The organism is Streptomyces sp. DSM 106670 (assembly GCF_055792845.1).
On the sequence record NZ_CM147704.1, the window covers coordinates 161,252 to 182,975 of the forward strand.

Here is a 21,724-nt window from a genome sequence, read left to right on the forward strand (position 1 = left end):
AGCCTTGCTGTTCGACATGGAGCTGGAGCGGCTGCGGGAGTACCGCCCCGAGCCGCAGGAACCGGCCGACTTCGACGCCTTCTGGGCGAAGACCCTCGCGGAGACGGCCCGGCACGACGTCGACGCCCGGTTCGTGCCGTACGGGACGGGCCTGGCGACCGTCGACGTACTCGATGTGACGTTCAGGGGCTGGGAGGGGCAGCCGGTGAAGGCGTGGCTGCTGCTGCCGAAACAGCGTTCGGGGCCGCTGCCCGCCGTGGTGCAGTACATCGGGTACAACGGCGGCCGGGGCATCCCGTACGCGTGGCTGACCTGGAGCGCCTTCGGCTACGCGCACCTGGTGATGGACAACCGGGGGCAGGGCGGCGGCGGCAAGAACACCGCCGACACCCCGGACATCGGGCCCGAGGGCCACGGTTCGTCCTCACCCGGCTTTCTGACCCGGGGCATCGAGGACCCCCACCGGCACTACTACCGGCGGCTCATCACCGACGCGGTCCGGGCCGTCGACGCGGCGAAGGCCCATGAGGCGGTGGACGCGGAGCGCGTCGCCGTCCTCGGCGGCAGCCAGGGCGGCGGGCTCGCGCTCGCCGTCGCCGGGCTGCGTGACGATGTGTCGGCGGCCGTCGCCGATGTGCCGTTCCTCTGCCACTACCGGCGGGCCTCGCAGATCACGGACACCGGACCGTACGCGGAGATAGCCCGCTGGCTGTCGGGGCACCGCTTCCGGATCGAGGAGGCGATGGAGACCCTGTCCTACTTCGACGGGGTCAACTTCGCCGCCCGCGCGAACGCTCCCGCGTGGTTCTCGGTGGGGCTGATGGACCGCGTCTGCCCGTCCTCCACGGTGTTCGCCGCCTACCACCGTTACGCGGGAGAGGCCGAGATCGAGGTGTTCCCGTACAACGGGCACGAGGGCGGGGCGGAGTACGACCTGCCGCGCAAGCTGGGTGCGCTGCGGGGCGTGTTCGGGGCCTGAGCCACGGTGTCACCGGCCCAGCGCGGCCATCGCCGCGTTGTGGCCGGGGACGCCGCTGACCCCGCCGCCGCGCACCGCGCCCGCCCCGCAGAGCAGGACGTTGGCGTGCGCGGTCTCCACGCCCCAGCGCCCGGTGCCCTCCTCCGCGTACGGGAAGGAGAGGTCGCGGTGGAAGATGTGGCCGCCGGGCAGCCGCAGATCGCGCTCCAGGTCGAGCGGGGTCTTGGCCTCGATGCAGGGTTCGCCGTTCGCGTCGAGGGCCAGGCAGTCGGTGACCGGCTCCTCCAGATGCGCGTCCAGTTCGGCCAGGGTCGCCTTCAGCAGGGCCGCGCGGGCGGCGTCGTTGTCGGCGGCGAACAGCCGGGCCGGGGCGTGCAGACCGAAGAGGGTGAGGGTCTGGTAGCCGCGCGCGACGAGCTCGGGGCCGAGGATCGACGGGTCGGTCAGCGAGTGGCAGTAGATCTCGGAGGGCGGAGCGGCGGGCAGCCGGCCGGCCGCAGCGTCCCGGTAGGCATCGGCGAGCTGCCCGTACCCCTCGGCGATGTGGAAGGTCCCGGCGAACGCCTGCCGGGGGTCGACGGACCGGTCGCGGAGCTTCGGCAGCCGGGTGAGCAGCATGTTCACCTTGAGCTGGGCGCCCTCGGCGGGCGGCGGCGGGGTGTCGCCGAGGAGGGCGGCGAGCGCCTGCGGGGAGGCGTTGACGAGCACCCGGCGGGCGGCGACGACGTGTTCGCCTTCGGGGGTGCGGACGGTGACCTCGGCGGCGCTTGTGTCCGTCTCGATCCGGGTCGCCTCGTGCTGTACGCGGATCTCGGCACCCGCCGCGCGGGCGGCTCCGGCCAGCGCGTCGGTGAGCGCGCCCATGCCGCCGACGGGGACGTCCCAGTCGCCGGTGGAGCCGCCGATCACGTGGTAGAGGAAGCACCGGTTCTGGAGGAGCGAGGTGTCGTGGGCGTCGGCGAACGTACCGATCAGGGCGTCGGTGAGGACGACCCCGCGCACCAGGTCGTCGGTGAAGTTCTCCTCGACGGCGACGCCGAGCGGCTCCTCGAAGAGCATCCGCCAGGCGTCGGCGTCGTCGATCCGCTCGCGCAGCGCGTCCCGGCCGGGCAGCGGTTCGGTGAGCGTCGGGAAGACCCGCTCGGCGACCCGCCGGGTCATCCCGTAGAACCGCTGCCACGCCGCGTACTCCCGCTCGCCGCCGGTGAGCGCCGCGAACGACTCCCGGGTGCCCTCGCCCGCCACGAGCAGCCCGGTGGGGCGTCCGTCGCGGACGGCGGGGGTGTAGGAGGAGACGGTCCGCTTGCGGACGGCGAAGTCCAGGCCGAGATCGCGGACGATCTTGTCGGGCAGCAGGGACACCAGGTACGAGTAGCGCGAGAGCCGGGCGTCGACCCCGGCGAAGGGGCGGGTCGAGATCGCCGCTCCCCCGGTGGTGCCGAGACGTTCCAGGACGAGGACCGACTGTCCGGCGCGGGCGAGGTAGGCGGCGGCGACCAGACCGTTGTGGCCGCCGCCGACGATCACCGCGTCGTAGCGGTCCCGGGCGGGCGCGCCGGGCCCTGAGGACTCCCGGGTGGCGGGCTGACCTGCGGATGTGCGGGGTGCGGGTGTCTGGGGTGCGGGCATGCACCTTCGTAACACGCCGCCGTCCGTCCCGGCCAGAGGCGGCGGGAGGCTGCCGTCGGCGGAAGCGGCGGGAGGCCGGCCCCGGACAGGCCCTAGGGGGTGTCCGGCCGGTCGGCCCCGGCCGCGATCGACGGGACGCCGCCGGTGGCCTCCGGCGGCCGTCCGAGCCGCGCCAGACAGTGCGCCTCGTCGTCACGGGCCGCCAGCGTCTGGGGGTGGTCGGGTCCCAGCACCCGGGCGCGCGCCTCGGCGACCTGGCGGTACGCCACCAGCGCCTCGCTCCACCGGCCGAGCCAGCCGAGCCCGGCGGCGACCTCCCGGCGGCTGATCACCGTGTCCGGGTGGTCGGGTCCCAGGGTGCGTTCCCGCAGCGCGCAGACCTCGCGCGCCTCCGCGAGGGCCTCCTCCCAGCGGCCGAGCCGCCCGAGGTTGACCCCGAGGCCGTGGCGGGCGCGCAACGTCTCCGCGTCGGCCTCCCCGGCGGTCCGGGTACGGTCGGCGACCAGGGACCGGTACAGCTCCAGGGCCTCGCCGTCGCGGCCGAGCCGGCCGAGGCTGATGCCTGCTTCGTAGCGGGCGGCGAAGGTGTCGGGGTGGTCGGCCCCGAGGGTGCTCGCCCGGGCCCGGGCGATGTCCTGGTAGGTCTCCAGCGCCTCCGCCCAGCGGCCCAGCCGGCCCAGGGTGTACGCCACTTCGTAGCGGGTCGCGAGGGTGTCGGGGTGCGTCGGGCCGAGCAGCCGGGCGCGGGCCTCGGCGACCTCGCGGGCCACTCGCCAGGACTCCTCGGGCCGCCCCAGCCGGCAGAGGTTGAACGCCAGGTTGTGGCGGCAGCGCAGGGTGTCGGGGTGGTCCGGGCCCATGACGCGTTCGCGGACGGCGAGGACCGCCTCGTACACCTGGTGGGCCTCGGCGTGCCGGCCGAGGCGGCCCAGGGCGTGGGCGGTCGCCTGGCGGGCGGCGAGCGTCTGCGGGTGTTCGGCGCCCAGGGCCCGTTCGCGGCCCTCGGCGACCCGGGTGAACTCGCGCAGCCCTTCCTCGGCCCGGCCCGTACGGCTGAGGGTGAGGCCGATCTCGTAACGGCTGGCGAGGGTGTCGGGGTGGTCCGGGCCGAGGACGCGGTCGCGCTGGGCGGCGACCTCTCGGTGCACCTCGCCCGCCTCCTCCCAGCGGCCCAGCCGGCCGAGGTCGATGCCCGCGCTGTGCCGGCCCTCCAGTGCGGCGAGGAGGTCCGGGGCGGGCTCCGGGGCCGTCAGCGAGACGAAGGTGTGGGCGTGCGGGGCGGTGGCGCCGGAGGCCGCCGTGGTCCACTGGCCCGTCAGGGCGGCGGCCGGGTCGGGCGGTTCGGCGACGGGGTCGCTCGCGCCGAACGCGCGGTGACCGGCGGTCATGGTCCGGGTCCAGGCGGGCAGGGCCGGTGGCCGGGCGGGTCCGGAGTGCGCGAGGGGGCCCGGTCCGAGCGCGGGCTGTTCCCCGGTCCGGCCGAGGACGATGCGGCGGCGCAGGTCGCCCGCGTCCACGGGCCGCTCGTCGGGGGCCTTGGCGAGCAGGTCGAGGACGACGCGGTCGAGGAAGCCGGGCAGCTCGGCCCGGTGGGTGCGCAGCGGTTCCGGCGGGGTGTCGCGGTGTCCGACGAGGACGGCCCAGGCGTCCTCCTGGTCGAACGGCGGTACGCCGGTGGCGATTTCGTACAGCACACAGCCCAGTGAGTAGAGGTCGCTGCGGTGGTCGACCTCCTTGCCGCTGATCTGCTCGGGCGACATGTAGTGCGGGGTGCCCATGGCGAGGCCGGTGGTGGTGAGCCGGGAGGTCATGCCGATGTCGTGGCCGAGGCGCGCTATGCCGAAGTCGCAGATCTTCACCGTGCCGTCGGTCAGCCGCATGATGTTGGCGGGCTTGAGGTCGCGGTGGACGATGCCCTGGCGGTGGGTGTAGCCGAGGGCGTCGGCGACCTGTTCCGCGATGTCGACGACATGGTCGACGGGCAGCGGGTGCTGCTGGTTGTCCGCCAGGAGCTGGCTCAGGTTCTGCCCGTCGAGCAGTTCCATGACGAGGTACAGCACGCCCTCGTGCTCGCCGAAGTCGTGGACGACGGTGACGCCCCGGTGCTGGAGGGACGCGGCGACCCGGGCCTCGCGCCGGAAGCGTTCGCGCAGGATCCGGGTGAACGCCCGGTCGTGCTGGGGGCCCATGGGCTTGAGGCATTTCACGGCGACCTGACGGCCCAGCGACTCGTCGCGGGCGCGCCACACCTCGCCCATGCCGCCACGCCCGATGAGTTCGAGCAGTCGGTACCGGCTCTGGATCAGCCTGGTGTCCGCCATCTGCCGCTTCCCGCCCCCGTTTGTTCCCCGCTGTTCCCGCTGCTGGCGCTATGCCCTCCCTGGCCCGTCCAGTATGGCGGCCGGTCCGCGGAGTTTGTACGCGGCGGGGCGGCTGCCGGGTCCCAGCCGTGCCATCGCCCCGAGGATATGACCGGGCGGCAGCTGCCAGCGCACCCGGTCCGGGATCGCGCGCAGGACGGCGCCGGCAGCGCGCAGCCGCCGGTCGACGGCGGCCGGCGGCGGGGCCGGTCTGCCGTACAGCTCGTGGGCGTACGGGGGCAGGGACTGGTAGGCGAGGGCCGCGACGCGCCGCCACAGCAGGGCGCGCGCCGGGACGAGCCAGGGGCGCACGGGCGGGCTGCGGAGGAAGTCGTCGACGTCGGCCGCCTCGGCCCCGGCGGCGAGTTCGGGGCGTACGCGCTCGAAGTAGGCGGCGAGTGCGGCGGTGGTGGCGGGCACCCGGTCCGGGTCGAGGCCGACGAGGCGGGCGCCGGTGCGGTGTTCGTCGATGTACCGGTCGGCCTGGGCGTCGGTGAGGGGGAAGCCGGAGCGGCGCTGGACCTGGAGGTAGGAGTCGGCCTCGGCGCAGTGCACCCAGAGCAGCAGCTCCGGTTCGTCGACGCCGTACGTCTCCCCGGTGTCCGGGTCGGTGGCCTTGAGGCCGCGGTGGATCCGGCGGACCCGGGCGCCGGCCTGTTCGGCGGCGTCGGTGGTTCCGTAGGTGATGGTGCCGACGAAGGAGGCCGTGCGCAGGAGCCGCCCCCAGGCGTCCCGGCGGAAGTCGCTGTTCTGGGTGACCCCGCGCACGGCGCGCGGGTGGAGTGCCTGGAGGTAGAGGGCGCGGATGCCCGCGATCCACATCATCGGGTCGCCGTGCATCTGCCAGGTGACCGACCGGGGCCCGAAGAGCCCCGGATCGGGCCGTCCGGGCGAGGTGTCGTTCATCCGCGGGTACCTCCGGCTCAGCGGTGCACGGGGGCGGTGCCGGTACGCGTACAAGATCGGGAACAATGGTACGCCGGGGAAGCGCGCTTGCGGCAGGGTGCTTCCGGCAAGGTGGGACGGACGACGATCGGGGGACGATGCCCAGGTGGGGGCTGATCGTGGAGCAGAATCTCGGATTCGGGGGGCAGCGCCGGATGTGGTCGGCCGATGTGCTGGGCCATGTGGACGGTACCCGCGAGGAGGCGTGGGAGGCCCTGCGGGTGCGCGCCGAGACCTATGCGCCGACCCATCCGTTCAGTCCCCGGCGCCGGCGGATCTACCGGGAGCAGGACGGCTTCCTGCTGGTCCTGGACGGGTCCTGGCAGAGCTTCCACTGCCGGTTCACGGTGGCCGAGCAGCTCCTGGACAGTGCGGCCCCGGAGCCGTCCGCCGCGCCGGAGCCCGCCCCGGAGGAGGAACCGGAACCGTCCGCACCGGCCCCGGTGCGCCGCCGGACGCCTCCGCCGCCGCCCGAACCGCCGAAGGCGTGGGACGCCGATGTGCCGGAAGTTCCTTCGTGGTTCGGCCGCGAGGACCTGTCCTGACGCACGGTCCGGCCGGGTCCTGCGGGGTCCTTCCGCTTCCCGCGCATCGGGTCAGGCGGCGTGGGCGGGCAGCGACACTCCGGTGAGCCGTTCGGACGCGGCCCAGAGCCGGGCGTTGGCGGCCGGGTCGAGGGCCCGGCGGGTGATGCGGGCGGGGGCGGTGGGACCGACGAGTCCGAAGCGTCCGCCGGGGCCGTAGTAGCTGCCGGGGGCGACGTCGGCGGCGGTGGCCGCGTACAGCAGGGGTTCGGCGCCCTGCTCGGGGAGCTGGGACGGCAGGATGTTCATCGAGTTGAGCATCGAGCGCTTGGGCTTGTCCCGGCCCAGACTCGCGCCCGCCGTCTGGAGGTTGGTGCGGGTGTACCCGGGGTGGGCGCCGGTGCTCAGCAGCTCCCAGCCGCGCTCGGCGGCCACGTCCGCCAGCTGCCGGGTCATCATCAGGTCGGCGAGCTTGGACTGCGCGTAGGACAGATTGGCGCTGTAGCGGCGGCGCTCCCACTGGAGGTCGTCGAACCGGATCCGGCCGTAGGCGGCGGTGCCGCTGCTCATCGTGACGACCCGGGGCGCGGGGGCGGCGAGCAGCAGCGGGAGCAGCCGGACGGTGAGCGCGAAGGGGCCCAGGTAGTTGCTGCCGAACTGCAGCTCGAAGCCGTCGGCGGTGGTCATCCGGGTCGGCGGGGCCATCACCCCGGCGTTGTTGAGCAGCAGGTCGACGGGGACGCCGTCGGCGATCAGCCCGTCGGCGAACGCCTGGACGGATGCCAGCTCCGCGAGGTCGACGCGACGGACCTCGATCCGGGCCCCGGGGTGCTCGGCGAGGATCTCGGCGCGGGCTCGCTCGCCCTTGGCGGGGGTGCGGACCGCCATGACGACGTGCGCTCCGGCCCCGGCGAGCCGGCGGGCGGCCTCCTTTCCGGTGCCGCTGTTGGCTCCGGTGACGACGGCGGTCTTCCCGCTCTGATCCGGAACGGCGTACATGGCGGACTCCTTCACGACAGACTGGACCCGCCGATAAAGAACCGGCGGTCTCTTGATGAAAACGCTAGCAGACCACCGGTCCGATAACAACAGACCGAGGGTCTGTAAGGTGTCCGTATGACAGAGACGCCCTTCCAGCGCGCCCGCAGCGAGGAGCAGCGCGCGGTGCGCCGCCGAGCGATCCTCGACACCGCGGCGGCGATGCTCACCGAGCTGCCCGTGGCCCAGGTGAGCCTGAACGAGCTGAGCCGGCGGGTGGGGCTGGCGAAGTCGAACGTGCTGCGCTATTTCGAGTCCCGCGAGGCCGTACTACTGGAGCTGCTGGGCAGCGCCCAGCGCGACTGGCTGGCCGGCCTGGACGCGGAGTTCGCGGCGACGGTGGACGCCGGGGCCCCGGCCGCCGAGCGCACGGACCGGGTGGCCGCGACCCTGGCCGCGTCGCTCGCCGCCCGCCCGGTGCTCTGCGATCTGATCAGCGCCCAGGCGGCGGTCCTGGAGCGCAACGTATCCCCGGAGGTGGCCGCGGCCTACAAGCGCGCCGCCCTGGCGAACGTCGCCGAGCTGGCCCGGCTCGTACGCGAGCGCGTGCCGGAGCTGGACGAGCACCGCGCGGGACGGTTCGCCGCCGGGGTGCTCCTGGTGACCGGCGCGATCTGGACGCACGCCCAGCCCTCGGCCGCGATGCTGGCGGCCTACGAGGCGGACCCTTCGCTGGCGGCCCTGCGGCTCGACTTCACCGCGACGCTCGAAGAGACGCTGGCCGTCCTGCTCACCGGGGTCCTCGCCCGCCCCTGAGACTCGCCCCGCACAGCACCCGCACAGCACCCGCACCGCCCCGCAGCGCCCGCCGGTCGCGAACGAACTTGTTCGTAACGAACATGTTCGTTACGGTGGTGGCATGACCCCTTCCTCCTCTCCCGCCCCCCGGAGCCGCCGGGAGCGTCCGGCGAAGCCCGCCCTGAGTCACGGGGCGATCGTCACGGCGGCCGTACGGATCATGCGGTCCGAGGGGCTGCAGCGTGTCACCGTGCGGCGGCTGGCGAAGGAGCTCGACACCGGACCGGCCTCGCTGTACGTCTACTTCTCCGGCACCGCCGACCTGCACGCGGCGATCCTGGAGGAGTTCCTCGGCGCGGTCGACCTGGGCCCCGTGACGGGTCCGGGCGACTGGCGCGACCGGCTCGCCTCGGTGCTCGTCTCGTACACGGGCGTCCTGTTCGAACACCCGAGCCTCGCGCACTCCGCGCTGGTGGTGCGCCCGTCCGGCACCCACTACCTCGCCCTGGTCGAGGGGATCCTGTCTCTCCTCCACGAAGGCGGCGTCCCCGACGGGCAGGCGGCGTGGGGGGTCGACCTGCTGCTCCAGGTGGCCACCGCGACCGCCGCCGAGCACTCCGCCCGCGACGAGAGCGCCTCGGCGGGCGAGGAGTGGAACGCCCTGGCCGAGGCCCTGCGCGCAGCACCGGCCGACACCCATCCCCGGATCGCCGCCCTCGGCGACGACCTGATGTCCGGAACCCCGGCACAACGTCTGCGCTGGCTGTTCCACGCGGTCGTCAACGGCGCCCTCACCACCCCGCGCGATCCCGCCTGACCCGGCTCCCCCCACCGGACGGCGGCCGCCCCCGCGAAAGGACCCGCACCATGGCCACCACCCCCCACCACCCGATCGCCGTCATCGGCGGCGGACTCGGCGGTCTCACCCTCGCCCGCGTCCTGCACGTGCACGGCGTCCACGCGACCGTCTTCGACCTGGAGGCGTCCCCGGCGGCGCGGACCCAGGGCGGCATGCTCGACATCCACGAGGAGACCGGCCAGGCGGCCCTGCGCGAAGCCCGCCTGTACGAGGAGTTCGCCGGCCGGGTCCACCCCGGCGGCCAGGCGATGCGCGTCCTCGACCGGCACGGCGCCGTCCGGCGCGAGGAGCCGGACGACGGCGGCGGCGGCCGCCCCGAGATCGACCGCGGGGACCTGCGGGACCTGCTGCTCTCCTCGCTCCCGGACGGCGCCGTGCGCTGGAACGCCAAGGCGGTGTCCTGCCGTCCGCTGGACGGGGGCGGGCACGAGGTCGTGCTGGCCGACGGCTCGGTGTTCACCACGGATCTGCTCGTCGGCGCCGACGGCGCGTGGTCGCGCGTCCGCCCTCTGGTGTCCCCGGCGACCCCCGCGTACACCGGCGTCTCGTTCGTCGAACTCGACCTGAACGACGCGGACGTACGCCACCCCGGGGCGGCCGGGCTGATCGGCGGCGGTATGTTCTTCGCGCTCGGCGAGGAGAAAGGCTTCCTCGGCCACCGCGAGACGGACGGCAGCCTGCACATCTATGTGGCGCTGCGCGCGGACGAAAGCTGGCTGGGCACCGTCGACTTCACCGACACCGACGCGGCGAAGGCGATCCTCGCGAAGCACTTCGACGGCTGGGCGCCCGCCCTGCGCGATCTCATCGACGCGGCGGACGGCCCGCTCGTACCCCGCCACATCCACGCCCTGCCCGCGGGTCACCGCTGGCCCCGGACCCCGGGCGTCACGCTCCTCGGCGACGCGGCCCATCTGATGTCTCCGTTCGCCGGAGAGGGCGCCAACCTGGCCCTGATCGACGGCGCGGACCTCGGGCGCTGCCTGGCCGCGCACCCCGGCGACACCGAGACGGCGCTGACCGCCTACGAGGAGATCATGTTCCCGCGCGCCGAGGACACGGCCCGGGAGTCCGCCGAGGGACTCGAGGTCATCTTCGACCCCCGCGCCCCGCAGCCGCTCATCGACATGTTCGCGCGATTCGACGGCGAACAGCACTGACCACGACCGGCCGTGCCGGGTCTCGGGGTTATGGATCGATACCGACTTCGTCGTTGATACACGGCGGATGCACGGGAAAACTGAGGCGCACCGGGGCGGGGAAGTGCCGGAAGCCTTCTCGGATGTGACGGGGGAACGGTCATGAGCATGCCGATGGGGTACGTGGCGTCGACGGCGGTCCTCACCTGGTGCACCTTCTTCGCCGTGGTCGCGCCGCGCCGGCCCCGGCCGCTGGCGAGCATGAGCTTCTGGTTCGGCCTGGGCATCAACGAGGTGCCGTTCATGGGGCTCTTCCTCCTGGTGGGCTCCACGGTGCTGGCCGCCGCCCAGGGCGATCTGCGGTCGCCGGGCGCCAAGGTGACGGCCGCGGTGGCCGCCGTCGCCACCGCCGGTCTGGCGGTCTCCGCCTGGCGGGGCGTGCGGACGGACCGGGTGATCGGGTCGGCGCTCCGGCACGGGCTGGGGGCCGACTGGCGGGAGCAGGTGCGCGTACCGCTGCGCCGGCACCGCCCCTGGGCCCGCATCCTGCTGCTGCCGGCGCTCATGTGGAGTCACGACGTGGAGCGGATCCCCAACATCCGTTACGGGCCGGCCGGGCGGCGGAATCTCCTCGACGTCTACCGCCACCGCGACACACCACGGGGCGGGCCCGTCCTGGTCTACTTCCACGGCGGCCACTTCACCGGCGGAGCGAAGAGCCGCGAGGCACGGCCCCTGCTGCACCGGCTCGCGAGGATCTGCCTCTACGGCTACTACGGGCACTACTTCGGCGACCGGCCCGCCGAGGCGCCGTCCCCGAACCAGCCGCAGGGCTACCTCCATTCCGGTGCGCCGCCGGTTCTCGTCGTCCATGGCACCAAGGACGCGCTAGCGACCGTGGAGGCCGCCCGGTACTTCGTCGGCCGGCTGCGCCAGGTCTCGGACGACACCGTGGTCTACGCCGAACTGCCGGGCGCGCAGCACTCGTTCGATGTCTTCCACTCCCCGCGCTTCGAAGCGGTCGTGGACGGCGTCGAGGCCTTCGCCGCCCGGGTGCTGGCCGATCCGGGGCGTACGTCCGCCGGGTCGTCCCGCTAGTCCCTGACCGATAGTCCCTGACCGACAGGTCAGGACCGGGCGCGGGACCGGCGGACGGGGTGACCGCCGGGGCCGTCGGTGAGCCAGGAACCGTCGCCCAGGGGCACCATCTCGTACGGTCCGGTCGCCTCGACGGTGATCACGCCGCCGGGCGTGCCCGTGCGGACGTCGACCAGGTGGTGGCGGAACCACTCCTCCTCGTCCTCGCTCTCACCGCCCAGGGTGACGACGGCCGTGTCCTCGGTCAGGTAGCCGCCGCTCCATTCCAGGAAGGTCTCCTCCGGGTCGTATCCGAAGGACTCGACCGGGAGCGTGCAGAGCACCTCCCCGTCGGGGTGGCGGTGGAAGGACACATCCGCCTGTCCGTGGTCGACGGTCATGAACTGCCGTCCGGACGGGGCCAGACCGATCAGGCAGCGGTCATGCCACGGGTACGTCGTGAACGCGGCCGTCCCGTCTCCCCCGACCACCTCGGCCGTGCCCCGGAGAACCACGACACCGTCCTGCCCCTCGCCGATGTCGAGGTAGACGCTGCCGTCCACGGGGTGCACATGGTGGCCGCCGCCGTGCCCGACCGTCCCCAGTTCCCGGCGGGCGAGAACCACTCCGCTGTCGGCGTCGTGCACCACCCACTGGTCCTCGCCCGCGCGTCCCGCCATCGCGTCGGGCCGGTAGACCCATACCGTCCGGCCGTCCGCGGACAGGGCACAGCCGGGCCGGTGGCCGTGCCTCACGTCCGAACGGGGCTCGAAGTCCGAGGCCCACACCGGGTCACCGGCCCGGGTGAGGCAGACGACACCGTTCAGCGTCGTGTACACGACCCTCTCCAGATCGTGCCGGACCGCCGACTCCACGACCTCGTCACCGGCCCGTGGCCGGAACACCGCGGCGGGCTCCAGCGTCCCGTGGGCGCCGGAGTCCACCACGTAGGCATGGATCCGCCCGTCGTGGTGGCGCGTGATGACCTTGGGCGGTGGCACGGAATTCATCCGCCGAGGATAAGGCCCGCCACGCTCCTCGTTGATCGTCAGGCCCAGGGGTCCACGGCGCGGTCGCCGAAGGAGGTCCAGGGCTGCCAGCCGCCGCCCGGGCGGTCCTGCACCCGCGTCCGCACCCGGCCGTCGGCGGTGACCGCGAAGACATGGATCCGTCCGGTCGCGTCCACGGCGGCGGAGGGGGGCGCGGCGAGCACGGTGTCCGGTTCGCCGAACGCGCCGCCGGGGCTCCAGCCCTCGCCGGGCGCGGTCTGCCAGCGGTGATCGATCCGGTCACCGCCCGGGGACAGGACGAACGCCTCCAGCCGGCCGTCGGCGCCGGTCACGAGCAGCGGGGCCGCGGCCGACCAGCCGAACAGAGGCAGCCAGTCGTCCCATCCTCCGCTCGGCGCCGACTGGCGGCGCTGGAAGGACCCCAGACCGGACGGCCCGATCGCGGCGACGGTGAGCCGGCCGCTGCCGTCGCGCATCACCCGTGGAGCCGCTCCGGCCGCGGTGCCGAACCGGTGCCACGGGGACCAGTCGCCGCCCGGCGCCAGCTGCCACCGGTGCCGGATCTCCGCGCCTCCGCGTACGAGGGCGAACACCTCCAGCCGGCCGTCCGCGTTGACCGCGACGACCGGTGGCGCGCCCGTCGGCCCGCCGAATCCGGCTTCCCACGGGTCCCAGGTCAGCGACCCGGGCGACCGTTGCCGCCGCCGGGAGACGACGCTGCCGTCGGGGCTCGGCGCGAAGACCTCCAGCCGTCTGTCGGCTGCGCGGGCCACGGCGGGGGCGGCCCCGGCCGGCCCGCCGAACTCCTCCCACGCGTACCAACCGCCGTCCGGTCGCTGCACCCGGTGGTGCAGGTTGGCGCCGCCGGGGGCGAGGGAGAACACCTCCAGTCCGCCGGAGGAGTTGTGCCCGAGGGTGGGGACCGCGCCGGCCGGCCCGCCGAACTCCTCCCACTCCGACCAGGTGCCGGCCTCCGGGTCGAGCTGGACGCGCCGCAGCATCGAACGGTCTCCGGCGTCGAGGGCGAACACGGTCAGCCGGCCCTGTACGTCCACGGCGGCGACCGGGTTGTCCGGGCTCCGCCACGAAGGGGGCGTGGCCCGCCAGTGCAGCGGTGCCAGGTACAGGCCGTCGCGGAACCAGCCCGCGGCGCTCGCGTACCACTGGTCCCCGTCGGCGACCGGTTCCACGGCGTGACCGGGCACATGGCCGGCGTATCCGTCGAGCGCGAAGCGGAAGGGATCCCGGGAGGCCAGGACGTCGGTGCCCTCGTACCCTCCCCTCGGCCCGATGAACAGGTAGTACCAGCCGTCCCGTTCGACCACGAAGGGCGACTCAGTGACCGAGACGCCGGTGGCGCCGGTGCTCGCGTCGGTGTACGCGATGCCGGGCTCGCTCCAGTGCAGCAGATCTCCGGAGCGGCGGTAGCAGACCAGGTGGCGGTCGTCGGAGGCGGAGAGCTCGGTGTAGTACATGACCCACTCGTCGCCGATCCGCACGACCATGGGGTCACGCGCGACGTGCCCGCGGAAGAGGGGGCCGGAGGGCAGGCGGGTCCAGCTGAACAGGTCGGTGGAGGTGGCGAGACCGATCGCGGCGCCGGCGCTGCCGCCCGCGGCGTAGAACATCCAGTACCGCCCGTCTGCCTCGATGACGTGCGGGGCCCACAGGTGCTCCTCGCCGTGGTGGCCCGGGTCGACGGTCAGTGCGTCGGGGTGGGTGGTCCAGGGTCCGTGGAGGGCGGGCGCGGAGGCGTGGGCGAAGGAGATCTCCGCGGCGCTGTCCGGGGCCTCGCCGGGCGCCGCGCTGTCGCCGACGATGCTGAACAGGCGCCACCGGCCGTTCGCCCGGATCAGGGTGTGGTCGTTGAGGTAGCGGCGCCGGCCCGGTGGGGAGGGGTCGTGGACGTGGGTGAAGGATCCGGCGCCGACCCACCGGGGCGCCGGCCCGGGGACGGAGGCCACGGCTGGAGCACGGCCGGTGAGCGGGAGCACGAGGGCTCCCGCTCCGGCCGCGCGCAGCAGGTGGCGCCTGCTGAACGGATGCACGAGAACGCTCCGGAGGTACGTCGTCGTCAGTTGACCGCGGGTCCCGCGGTCTCCTTGAGCCAGCCCCACTGGGACCAGGTGGAGAAGCCGGTCTGCCAGCGGTGGTAGACCCCGGTGGGATTGGTCCCGAAGACCTCGATCCGTCCGTCGGCGTTGGCCGCCGCGGTGATCTCCGTGCCACCGTCGCCGAAGGTCTCCCACGGGCTGTACGGGGCGTTCACCCCGGTCTGCCACATGTGCTGGGCATCGCTCGCGTTGATCGCGAACACCTCGACCCGCCCGTCCACGGTGCGCTGACTGGTCAGCTGGGAGTTGGCGAGACCACCGGTCTCCTGCCAGCCGGACCAGCTCGTGGGACCGGTCTGGTACCGGTGGAAGACGCCGACGGGCCCGGAGGCGAACACTTCGATCCGGCCGTCCTGGTTGTGGTCGACGGTCAGGTCATGACCACCGGTACCGAAGTCCTCCCAGGGTGACCAGCCGCCGTTCACGGACGTCTGGTAGAGATGCTGGAAGACCTCACCGTTGAGGGCGAACACCTCCAGCCGGCCGTCCGGCGCCTTCGCCAGTTCGACACGGCTCCTCCCCGGGCCGCCGCCGGTCCCTTCCCAGCCCGACCAGCCGCTGTTGGGGGCCGTCTGGAACCGGTGGAACACGTCCTCGGGGCCGGAGGCGAAGACCTCAAGACGGCCGTCGTTGTTGGAGCCCACGGCGAGGTCATGGCCGCCTTCGCCGAAGTTCTCCCAGCCGGACCAGCCGCCGGAGGGCCGGTCCTGGTAGCGGTGCTGGAGGATTCGGTCGTTGATCGCGAACACCTCCAGCCGGCCGTCGGCGTTCGGCCCGATCGCCAGCTCCGCTCCCGCGGGACCGGCGATGAACTCCCACTCCGACCAGGTGCCGTTGATGTTCTCCTGCCAGGCATGGTGCACGCCGTCGGCCCCCGCGGCGAACACCTCGAGACGCCCGTCCGAGGACCGCGCCGACACGACTCGGCCCGACTCCGCCGGATAGACCAGCGGCGCGGGACCGGGCCCGGGGTGGTTGAGACGGTCCACGGCGGCCCGTGCCGTGCCCATGTGCCGCTGGTGGTGGCCCTGGTTGTAGGTGGACCAGGGGCTCCAGTTCGTACCCCTGGAGGAGATACGGAAGGCCTCGTTCGCATTGCACTGCGCGTCATAGGCACAGGCGTCGCTGACTTCGGCATGCCAGTAGTCGTTGATCTGCCACAGTCCGCGGTCGGTGGACGGGGGCGTGTTGTTCGTGCGGTTGTACGCCTGCGGATTGCAGCTGGACTCCGCCAGGGCGACGGCGACGGCGGTCACCAGGCTCTCGCCCCGGAAGCCGGCGTTGTAACCGACCTCGGCACACAGGTCGCTCGCGGCGGCGGCGACGCCGACGGCCCGGGCCGGGACCGGGGCGGAAACGGTCTGCGCCCCGGCAGGTGAGCCGGCGACGAGCCCCGGCAGAAGGATCACGGTCAGCGCGAGAAGCAACCCGAGCACCCGCCCGGAAACGCCTCGGAAAACGACGGACATCACGCGAGGCCCCCCGTCATGCCTTGCGCAGGCGGGCGATGACACCGTTGATGTCGCGCTCCAGCAGATCCCGGCGGACCCAGTGGCCGCCGTCCACCTCATGCGGCTCGTGGGGGATGCCCGCGCGGTCGAGGTGCCACCTGAACTCCCGCTGGGTGGCGAGCACCACGGTCTCGTTGGCGTATCCCTGGATGTCCTGGGGGCTGGTGCCGGCGACCAGGAAGACCCGCTTGTTCCGGTAGCTCTCGACGCGCTCGCACGGGTTGTCCGCGCTGACCCGGGCCTGGTCCCAGAAGGGCACGCCGTAGATGGTGCCGCCGCCCAGTTCCACGGCGGCGGAGGAGGCGTTGGCCCAGTGGGTCACCAGGTCGCCGTTGCCCCCGCGCAGGTTGGCCGGGCCGGAGTGGGCGCTGACCGAGGCGAAGTGGCCGTAGTACTTGGCCGCGTACTTCAGGGCGCCGAAGCCGCCCATCGAGAAGCCGGAGACGGCCCGGCCGTCGTACTCGGCGTACGTACGGAAGTTGGCGTCGATCCACGGGAGGAGCTGCGCGATGTGGAAGTGCTCCCAGTCCCGGGCGCCGACGTTGGTGTTCACCGGGTTGGAGTACCAGCCGGCGCGCCCGCCGTCGGGCATCACGACGATGAGGTCCTTCCAGGCGGTCAGACCCCGGATGTCGTGATGCGCGTCGAAGGTGATGAAGTCCTCCAGGCCGCCGTGGAACAGATAGAGGACGGGGTAGCGGCGCCCGCTGGTGTGGTAGCCGTCGGGCAGCAGTACGTTGACGGCCGGGGTCCAGCCGCCGATGGCGGAGGTCTGGAACCGGTAGTACCACATCCGGTGATCCTGCTCGCCGCGCTCCGTGATGCGCAGGCCGAAGCCGTCGCCGACCGCCGCGGCCGGAGACGCCGACGCGAGAACGCCGCCGGCTCCCAGGGCCGCCGCGGCGGTGAGCCCGCCGGCGGACTTGAGGATGCTTCTGCGGGTGGGGTGCTGCGCGGTCAAGGTGACCTCCTGTGGGCGGGCTGGCTGAGGACCCGGCTGCCTTCACAGCGACACCGGCGTTCGGAAGCTAGCGAGCCACGCCCGGGAGGAGTATCCGGAACCTTACGGACTGACAGAAGCGGCTCACGTCCTCTAGGCCGACGGTCCTGACGGGTAGGCGAACCACAGCGACAAGGGGCCGAGTGGACAAGGAGACACGGGGACACGGCACTTGACGGTCCGACAGGCTTCGCTCCGCCGGCCTTAGCCGGACCGGCCGCGGTCGTCCATCCGCAATTCTCCGGATCCCAGGACCGCACCCCGCTCGGCTACCTTCAGCGCGACCACACCGTGACCCGGCGCGCCCCCTGCGCGACCCGGCGCGATCACGGCGGTCCCCCCTCTCGTACGTGCCTCGTATCGCTACCGACCAGGAGCCCGTTGTGAGCGCACACCATCCCTCCCGCAGAGCGCTGCTCAGAGCCGCCGGTGGATTCTCGGCCGCGCTGTCCCTCGCCGGCGCGACCGTCCTCGCGACCGGATCCGCGGCCGGTGCCGCCGGACACGGCAACGGCCTCCGCTCCGCCCAGCGCGTTCGGTCGGACGTGGGCGGCCCGATCAGCCGCGACGAGATCCTCCTCCGGGCCCAGCACTGGGTGGATCTGAACGTCTACTACAACCAGAACGACTCCCACCCGGACCTGCAGGGCAGGCACTACCGCACCGACTGCTCGGGCTTCGTCTCCATGGCCCTGCACCTGGCCTCGTCCCCCAGTACGGTCACCCTGCCCGAGTTCATGGACCCGATCGGCTGGGAGGATCTGAAGCCCGGGGACGCCGTCGGCACGCTCGGGCCGGGAACCGGTGGCGACGCGGGGCACGTCGTGCTGTTCGCCGGCTGGGCCAACCATCAGCACACGCGCTTCTTCACCATGGAGGAGATGGGCGGGAACGGGTCCGTCCGCTACGAGCGGCCGATCAACTACACCACGAGCGGAGGCCGGTTCGTCGCCAAGCCGTTCCGCTACAGGAAGGTCGTCGAGGCCCCCGCCCACCGCGTCGTCAGCCCGTCCGAGACGGGCCGGGTGGTGTCGGCGCGGTCGGCCGACGGCCGGCTGGAGACCTTCGCGGCCGGCGCCGACGGGGTCCACCACGCCTGGCAGACCGAGGTGAACGGCAGTTGGTCGGCCTGGCGGCCGCTCGGCGGACCGCGCGACGCGCAGATGGCGATCGCGCCCAACGCGGACGGGCGGCTGGAGCTGCTGGCGATCAACGGCGAGACGGCCCAGCACATCTACCAGACCGGCCCGTCCAAGGAGTGGTCCGGCTGGGAGGAGTTCGGCACCGCCGGCCGGTACATCGCCGCCGGAACGAACGCCGACGGCCGTATCGAGGTCTTCGCCTCCGGCCCGAAGGGCGTGTACCACCGGTACCAGACCGGGCCGAACGCCGGCTGGTCGGGCTGGGAGTTCACCGGTGGCGGTCCCGTCGACGCCCGGCTGGAGATGGAGAAGTCCCCCGACGGTCGCCTGGAGGTGTTCGCGCTCAACGGCACGGTCTTCGAGCACCAGTACCAGCTGGCCCCCAGCGGCGGCTGGTCCGCCTGGGAACGCTTCGGCGAGGGCGGCCACGATCTGACGGTGGACCACAATGCCGACGGTCGCCTGGAGGTGTTCGCCTCCGGACCGGAGGGCATCTTCCACCGGTACCAGGAGAACCCGACCTCCTGGTCGGGCTGGGTGCGCACCGGCGGACCGGCCGACGCGAAGCTCACCAGCGAGCGGACCGCCGACGGCCGGGTGGAGGTCTTCGCGATCAGCGGGGAGATCGCCGTCCACGCCTGGCAGACCGGGATCAACGCGCCCTTCAGCGACTGGGCCACCATCGGCACCGGCGGTACGGACATCACCGCCGCCACCAACGCCGACGGCCGCCTGGAGGTGTTCGGGACCAGCCATGCGGGCGTCTACCACACCTGGCAGACCGGCTTCTCCGACTGGGCACCGTGGGTGTGGCTCAACGGCTCCGGACCGGCGATCAGCTGACGGTGGCGGGACCGCCGCTGCGGACGGTGCCGGTGCCGCACCCGGATCATCGGGCGGCCCGGCCCGGACGCCGTCGCCTGCGTGCGCGTCGCAGCTCGTCCGTTCCCCAGACGATGAAGGGGAACGTGGCCACGAGCACCACGACGTCCCAGGGCAGCGCGGCCGTGCCGAACAGTTCCTGGAGCGGCGGAAGGTAGACAAGAGCAGCGGTGAAGGCCAGTTCGAAGGCGATCCCCGCGAGCAGCAGGGGATTGGTGAACAGGCCGATCTCGCGGAGGGCGGCGTGGTCGGTGCGGGCCGCGACGGCGGTACCGACCTGGCAGGAGACAATGCCGGCGAAGGTGGCTGTCGTGGCCATGGTGTAGGCGTGGTGGAGGGCCGTCCCCTCGCCGGTCGGCGCTCCGGGAGTCCAGCCCGAGCGCCACAGCACGTAGAAGAACGCGCCCATCACCACCACGGCCGACACCAGACCGAGCCAGCCCCAGCTGCGTATCAGCATGTCGCGGGAGATGACTCCCTGGCGGTGCGGCCGGGGCGGTCGTTTCATGGTGCCGGGCTCGGACCGCTCGCGGCCCAGCGCCAGGGCGGGCACGGTTTCGGTGCCCAGGTCGATGGCGAGGATCTGCAGCACGGTGAGCGGGAGCGGGACGGTTCCGGCCGACAGCGCGAACACGAGGAACGGCACGACCTCCGGGGTGGTGTGCGCGAAGATGTAGACGATGAACTTCCGTACGTTGTCGTAGACGCGTCGGCCGGATTCGACCGCGGCGACGATGGTGGCGAAGTCGTCGTCGGTCAGGACCATGGTGGCGGCCTCGCGTGCCACGTCGGTGCCCGACCTGCCCATGGCCACGCCGATGTGGGCCCGGTGCAACGCCGGGGCGTCGTTCACGCCGTCGCCGGTCATCGCCACGATCCGGCCGTGGGCACGCAGGGCGTCGGCCACCTTCAGTTTCGTCTCGGGCGAGGACCGTGCGAACACCACTTCGACGTCGTCCTCCATGAGAAGCCGGTCGAGTTCCTCGTCCGTGATCGATTCCGATGCGGGCACGACGTGCAGTCGGGGAACGCCTATGCCGACCTCACGGGCCACGGCGGCCGCTGTGGCACCGTTGTCGCCGGTCACGATGAGCACCCGGATACCGGCGTCGTGGCAGCGGCGCACGGCCTCGGCCACCTCCGTGCGCGGGGGATCGTAGAGCCCGACCAGCCCCAGCAGCGTCAGCCCGGACTCGGCGTCCTGTCGCTGCGACGGGACTTGCGTGCCTTCGGGCCACTCCCGTCCCGCGACCGCCAGGACGCGCATGCCCTGCCCCGCCATGCTCTCCGCGGCCTCACGTGCCGCCTCGATGTCCGCGTCGGCTCCGACGTGTGGCAGCACGGCCTCGGGGGCGCCTTTCACCACGACGCGGAGGGGGCCGGTTCCCCGCCCGCTCTGGACGACCGACATCAACCGCAGCCGGGGGTCGAACCGGAACAGGGCGCGCCGTCCCGCGTCACGCTCGTCCAGGTCCAGGGGCGCACCCCGCTCGGCCGCCCCTTCGACGAGGGCGGTCTCGGTGGGGTCGCCCCGCAGGGCCCCTTCGTCCGTACGGCTGACGGTGGTGCACAGCGAGGCGGTGTGCGCGGCCTCGGCGGCCCAGGGGCCCGGTGAGGTGCCGTGACCGGGAGTCCACACCGTCTGCAGGCGCATCCGGTTGAGGGTGAGCGTGCCGGTCTTGTCGGTGCAGATGACGTCGGTGGAGCCCAGGGTCTCGACGGCGCTCAGCCGTTTCACCACCGCTCCTCGGCGCGCGAGCGACCGTACGCCCACCGCAAGGGCCAGGGTGATCGTCGGAAGCAGGCCCTCGGGGACGTTGGCGACGAGGAGACCTATCGCGAACGTCAGGGAGTCGGTGAGCGGCAGGCCGACGGCCACCCCGACGAGGAGGAAGATCATTCCCATCGCGACGGCCACGGCCGCGATGAGCCAGGCGACTTTCTTGACCTGCTGTTCCAGCGGGCTCGGCTCTCGTCCGGAGCGCCGGCTGAGCGCCGCGATGCGTCCGAGCTCCGTGTGGTTCCCGGTGGCGTAGACCGTGGCCCGGGCCTGCCCTCCGAGACAGGTCGTCCCGCTGAACACGAGGTTGGGTTCCTCGATGAGCGGGGCGCCTGCCCGGCCTGCGGCATCCGTCCTCTCCGCGGGCGCGGACTCCCCGGTCAGCATGGAGAGGTCGACCTCGACCCCTCCCTCGGTCAGCCGTGCGTCGGCCGGAACCCTGTCTCCTTCCTCCAGGAGGACCACATCGCCCGGAACGAGGTCCCGGGCCCCGACCTGTCCCGTCCTGCCGTCCCGGACCACGAGGGCGTGCTCGGGCAGGTAGCGGGCGAGGGTCTCGACCGCCCGCTCGGCCTGGCGTTCCTGGAGCAGCGCGAAGGCGGCGTTGACGGCGATCACCGCGAGGATCGCCCAGCCGAGCACGGCCAGTCCGGCCACGAAGGCGAGGGCCGCGGCGGCCCACAGGAGGAGGGCCAGGGGGTGGGCGAGCTGTGTGGACAGCTCGCGGGCGATGGAGGAACGCGCCTTCGACCGCACCTCGTTGGGGCCATGGACGGCGAGGCGGCGGGCGGCCTCGCGTGCGGAGAGCCCTTCGGGGCCGGTGGCGAGTTCACGACGCAGCCGGGAGACGGGCTCGCTCGGATCGAATGCCTCGCCCGGCGCGGGGAAGGCCGGGTCCTCGGTCGGTGCTCCCTCAGCCATCGTCGGTCCCGTGTCGCGATGTCATCGGCCGGATCAGCGGGGTGGTGGGGTGGCGGGCCGGGCGGCGGCGTTCATC

At 73.1% G+C, this 21,724-nt stretch carries 16 protein-coding genes; 7 read left to right on the top strand and 9 right to left on the bottom strand.

The features are described 5' to 3' along the window. Positions 1-4: 4 nt before the first annotated feature. Entirely contained in the window at positions 5-979 is a 975-nt protein-coding gene (locus tag ACSMXR_RS00750) for an acetylxylan esterase (protein WP_473170941.1), read from the top strand. A 9-nt stretch (positions 980-988) separates the two neighbouring features. Here ACSMXR_RS00750 and ACSMXR_RS00755 read toward each other — a convergent pair whose 3' ends face one another. From ACSMXR_RS00755 to ACSMXR_RS00765, 3 genes are all read right to left on the bottom strand, one after another. Continuing rightward, complete coding sequence (locus ACSMXR_RS00755; protein ID WP_240805856.1) at positions 989-2,608, bottom strand: phytoene desaturase family protein; 1,620 nt, start codon at positions 2,606-2,608, stop codon at positions 989-991. A 92-nt stretch (positions 2,609-2,700) separates the two neighbouring features. Further along, on the bottom strand, positions 2,701-4,929 hold the full coding sequence (locus ACSMXR_RS00760; protein ID WP_473170942.1) for a serine/threonine-protein kinase: 2,229 nt from the start codon (positions 4,927-4,929) through the stop codon (positions 2,701-2,703). 48 nt (positions 4,930-4,977) lie between these two features. Beyond that, positions 4,978-5,874 (bottom strand): oxygenase MpaB family protein, encoded by an 897-nt coding sequence (locus tag ACSMXR_RS00765; protein ID WP_473170943.1) that lies wholly within the window; start codon positions 5,872-5,874, stop codon positions 4,978-4,980. Between the two features lie 137 nt (positions 5,875-6,011). Between ACSMXR_RS00765 and ACSMXR_RS00770 the strand changes: the two genes are divergently transcribed. After that, complete coding sequence (locus ACSMXR_RS00770) at positions 6,012-6,458, top strand: hypothetical protein (protein ID WP_137231179.1); 447 nt, start codon at positions 6,012-6,014, stop codon at positions 6,456-6,458. 51 nt (positions 6,459-6,509) lie between these two features. Here the strand turns inward: ACSMXR_RS00770 and ACSMXR_RS00775 are convergent, their stop codons facing one another. Continuing rightward, entirely contained in the window at positions 6,510-7,436 is a 927-nt protein-coding gene (locus ACSMXR_RS00775) for an SDR family oxidoreductase (RefSeq protein ID WP_473170944.1), read from the bottom strand. 117 nt (positions 7,437-7,553) lie between these two features. On the opposite strand from ACSMXR_RS00775, the gene ACSMXR_RS00780 reads away from it, so the two are divergent. From ACSMXR_RS00780 to ACSMXR_RS00795, 4 genes are all read left to right on the top strand, one after another. Next, positions 7,554-8,231: a TetR/AcrR family transcriptional regulator gene (locus ACSMXR_RS00780; RefSeq protein WP_137231175.1), complete on the top strand. Its 678-nt coding sequence runs from the start codon at positions 7,554-7,556 to the stop codon at positions 8,229-8,231. 103 nt (positions 8,232-8,334) lie between these two features. Then, positions 8,335-9,030 (top strand): TetR/AcrR family transcriptional regulator, encoded by a 696-nt coding sequence (locus tag ACSMXR_RS00785; RefSeq protein WP_473170945.1) that lies wholly within the window; start codon positions 8,335-8,337, stop codon positions 9,028-9,030. Between the two features lie 50 nt (positions 9,031-9,080). Continuing rightward, positions 9,081-10,232 carry an FAD-dependent oxidoreductase gene (locus tag ACSMXR_RS00790; protein WP_473170946.1) on the top strand — a complete coding sequence of 384 codons (1,152 nt, stop codon included), beginning with the start codon at positions 9,081-9,083 and terminating at the stop codon, positions 10,230-10,232. Between the two features lie 141 nt (positions 10,233-10,373). Next, positions 10,374-11,309: an alpha/beta hydrolase gene (locus tag ACSMXR_RS00795; protein WP_473170947.1), complete on the top strand. Its 936-nt coding sequence runs from the start codon at positions 10,374-10,376 to the stop codon at positions 11,307-11,309. 29 nt (positions 11,310-11,338) lie between these two features. Here ACSMXR_RS00795 and ACSMXR_RS00800 read toward each other — a convergent pair whose 3' ends face one another. From ACSMXR_RS00800 to ACSMXR_RS00815, 4 genes are read right to left on the bottom strand one after another with little or no spacing between them, the layout of a single operon-like run. Further along, positions 11,339-12,298, bottom strand: a complete 960-nt coding sequence (locus ACSMXR_RS00800) for a hypothetical protein (protein WP_473170948.1) — start codon at positions 12,296-12,298, stop codon at positions 11,339-11,341. 38 nt (positions 12,299-12,336) lie between these two features. Beyond that, complete coding sequence (locus tag ACSMXR_RS00805; protein ID WP_473170949.1) at positions 12,337-14,346, bottom strand: DUF8189 domain-containing protein; 2,010 nt, start codon at positions 14,344-14,346, stop codon at positions 12,337-12,339. A gap of 26 nt (positions 14,347-14,372) precedes the next feature. Beyond that, a complete protein-coding gene (locus tag ACSMXR_RS00810; protein ID WP_473170950.1) occupies positions 14,373-15,881 on the bottom strand; it encodes a DUF8189 domain-containing protein in 1,509 nt (502 codons plus the stop codon). Between the two features lie 16 nt (positions 15,882-15,897). Then, positions 15,898-16,884: an alpha/beta hydrolase gene (locus tag ACSMXR_RS00815; protein ID WP_137231162.1), complete on the bottom strand. Its 987-nt coding sequence runs from the start codon at positions 16,882-16,884 to the stop codon at positions 15,898-15,900. Between the two features lie 422 nt (positions 16,885-17,306). Here ACSMXR_RS00815 and ACSMXR_RS00820 point away from each other — a divergent pair, with 422 nt between their 5' ends. Next, positions 17,307-18,908, top strand: a complete 1,602-nt coding sequence (locus tag ACSMXR_RS00820) for a PLL family lectin (protein WP_376184396.1) — start codon at positions 17,307-17,309, stop codon at positions 18,906-18,908. A gap of 46 nt (positions 18,909-18,954) precedes the next feature. Here the strand turns inward: ACSMXR_RS00820 and ACSMXR_RS00825 are convergent, their stop codons facing one another. Beyond that, positions 18,955-21,648 carry a cation-translocating P-type ATPase gene (locus tag ACSMXR_RS00825; RefSeq protein ID WP_473170951.1) on the bottom strand — a complete coding sequence of 898 codons (2,694 nt, stop codon included), beginning with the start codon at positions 21,646-21,648 and terminating at the stop codon, positions 18,955-18,957. Positions 21,649-21,724: the final 76 nt, after the last annotated feature.

Bases quoted from the DNA above. Each gene is read 5' to 3' on its own strand.
- ACSMXR_RS00785 (WP_473170945.1), top strand. From the start codon at position 8,335: ATGACCCCTTCCTCCTCTCCCGCCCCCCGGAGCCGCCGGGAGCGTCCG.
- ACSMXR_RS00800 (WP_473170948.1), bottom strand. From the start codon at position 12,298: ATGAATTCCGTGCCACCGCCCAAGGTCATCACGCGCCACCACGACGGG.
- ACSMXR_RS00770 (WP_137231179.1), top strand. From the start codon at position 6,012: ATGCCCAGGTGGGGGCTGATCGTGGAGCAGAATCTCGGATTCGGGGGG.
- ACSMXR_RS00790 (WP_473170946.1), top strand. From the start codon at position 9,081: ATGGCCACCACCCCCCACCACCCGATCGCCGTCATCGGCGGCGGACTC.
- ACSMXR_RS00780 (WP_137231175.1), top strand. From the start codon at position 7,554: ATGACAGAGACGCCCTTCCAGCGCGCCCGCAGCGAGGAGCAGCGCGCG.
- ACSMXR_RS00755 (WP_240805856.1), bottom strand. From the start codon at position 2,608: ATGCCCGCACCCCAGACACCCGCACCCCGCACATCCGCAGGTCAGCCC.
- ACSMXR_RS00775 (WP_473170944.1), bottom strand. From the start codon at position 7,436: ATGTACGCCGTTCCGGATCAGAGCGGGAAGACCGCCGTCGTCACCGGA.
- ACSMXR_RS00795 (WP_473170947.1), top strand. From the start codon at position 10,374: ATGAGCATGCCGATGGGGTACGTGGCGTCGACGGCGGTCCTCACCTGG.
- ACSMXR_RS00765 (WP_473170943.1), bottom strand. From the start codon at position 5,874: ATGAACGACACCTCGCCCGGACGGCCCGATCCGGGGCTCTTCGGGCCC.
- ACSMXR_RS00825 (WP_473170951.1), bottom strand. From the start codon at position 21,648: ATGGCTGAGGGAGCACCGACCGAGGACCCGGCCTTCCCCGCGCCGGGC.
- ACSMXR_RS00760 (WP_473170942.1), bottom strand. From the start codon at position 4,929: ATGGCGGACACCAGGCTGATCCAGAGCCGGTACCGACTGCTCGAACTC.
- ACSMXR_RS00810 (WP_473170950.1), bottom strand. From the start codon at position 15,881: ATGTCCGTCGTTTTCCGAGGCGTTTCCGGGCGGGTGCTCGGGTTGCTT.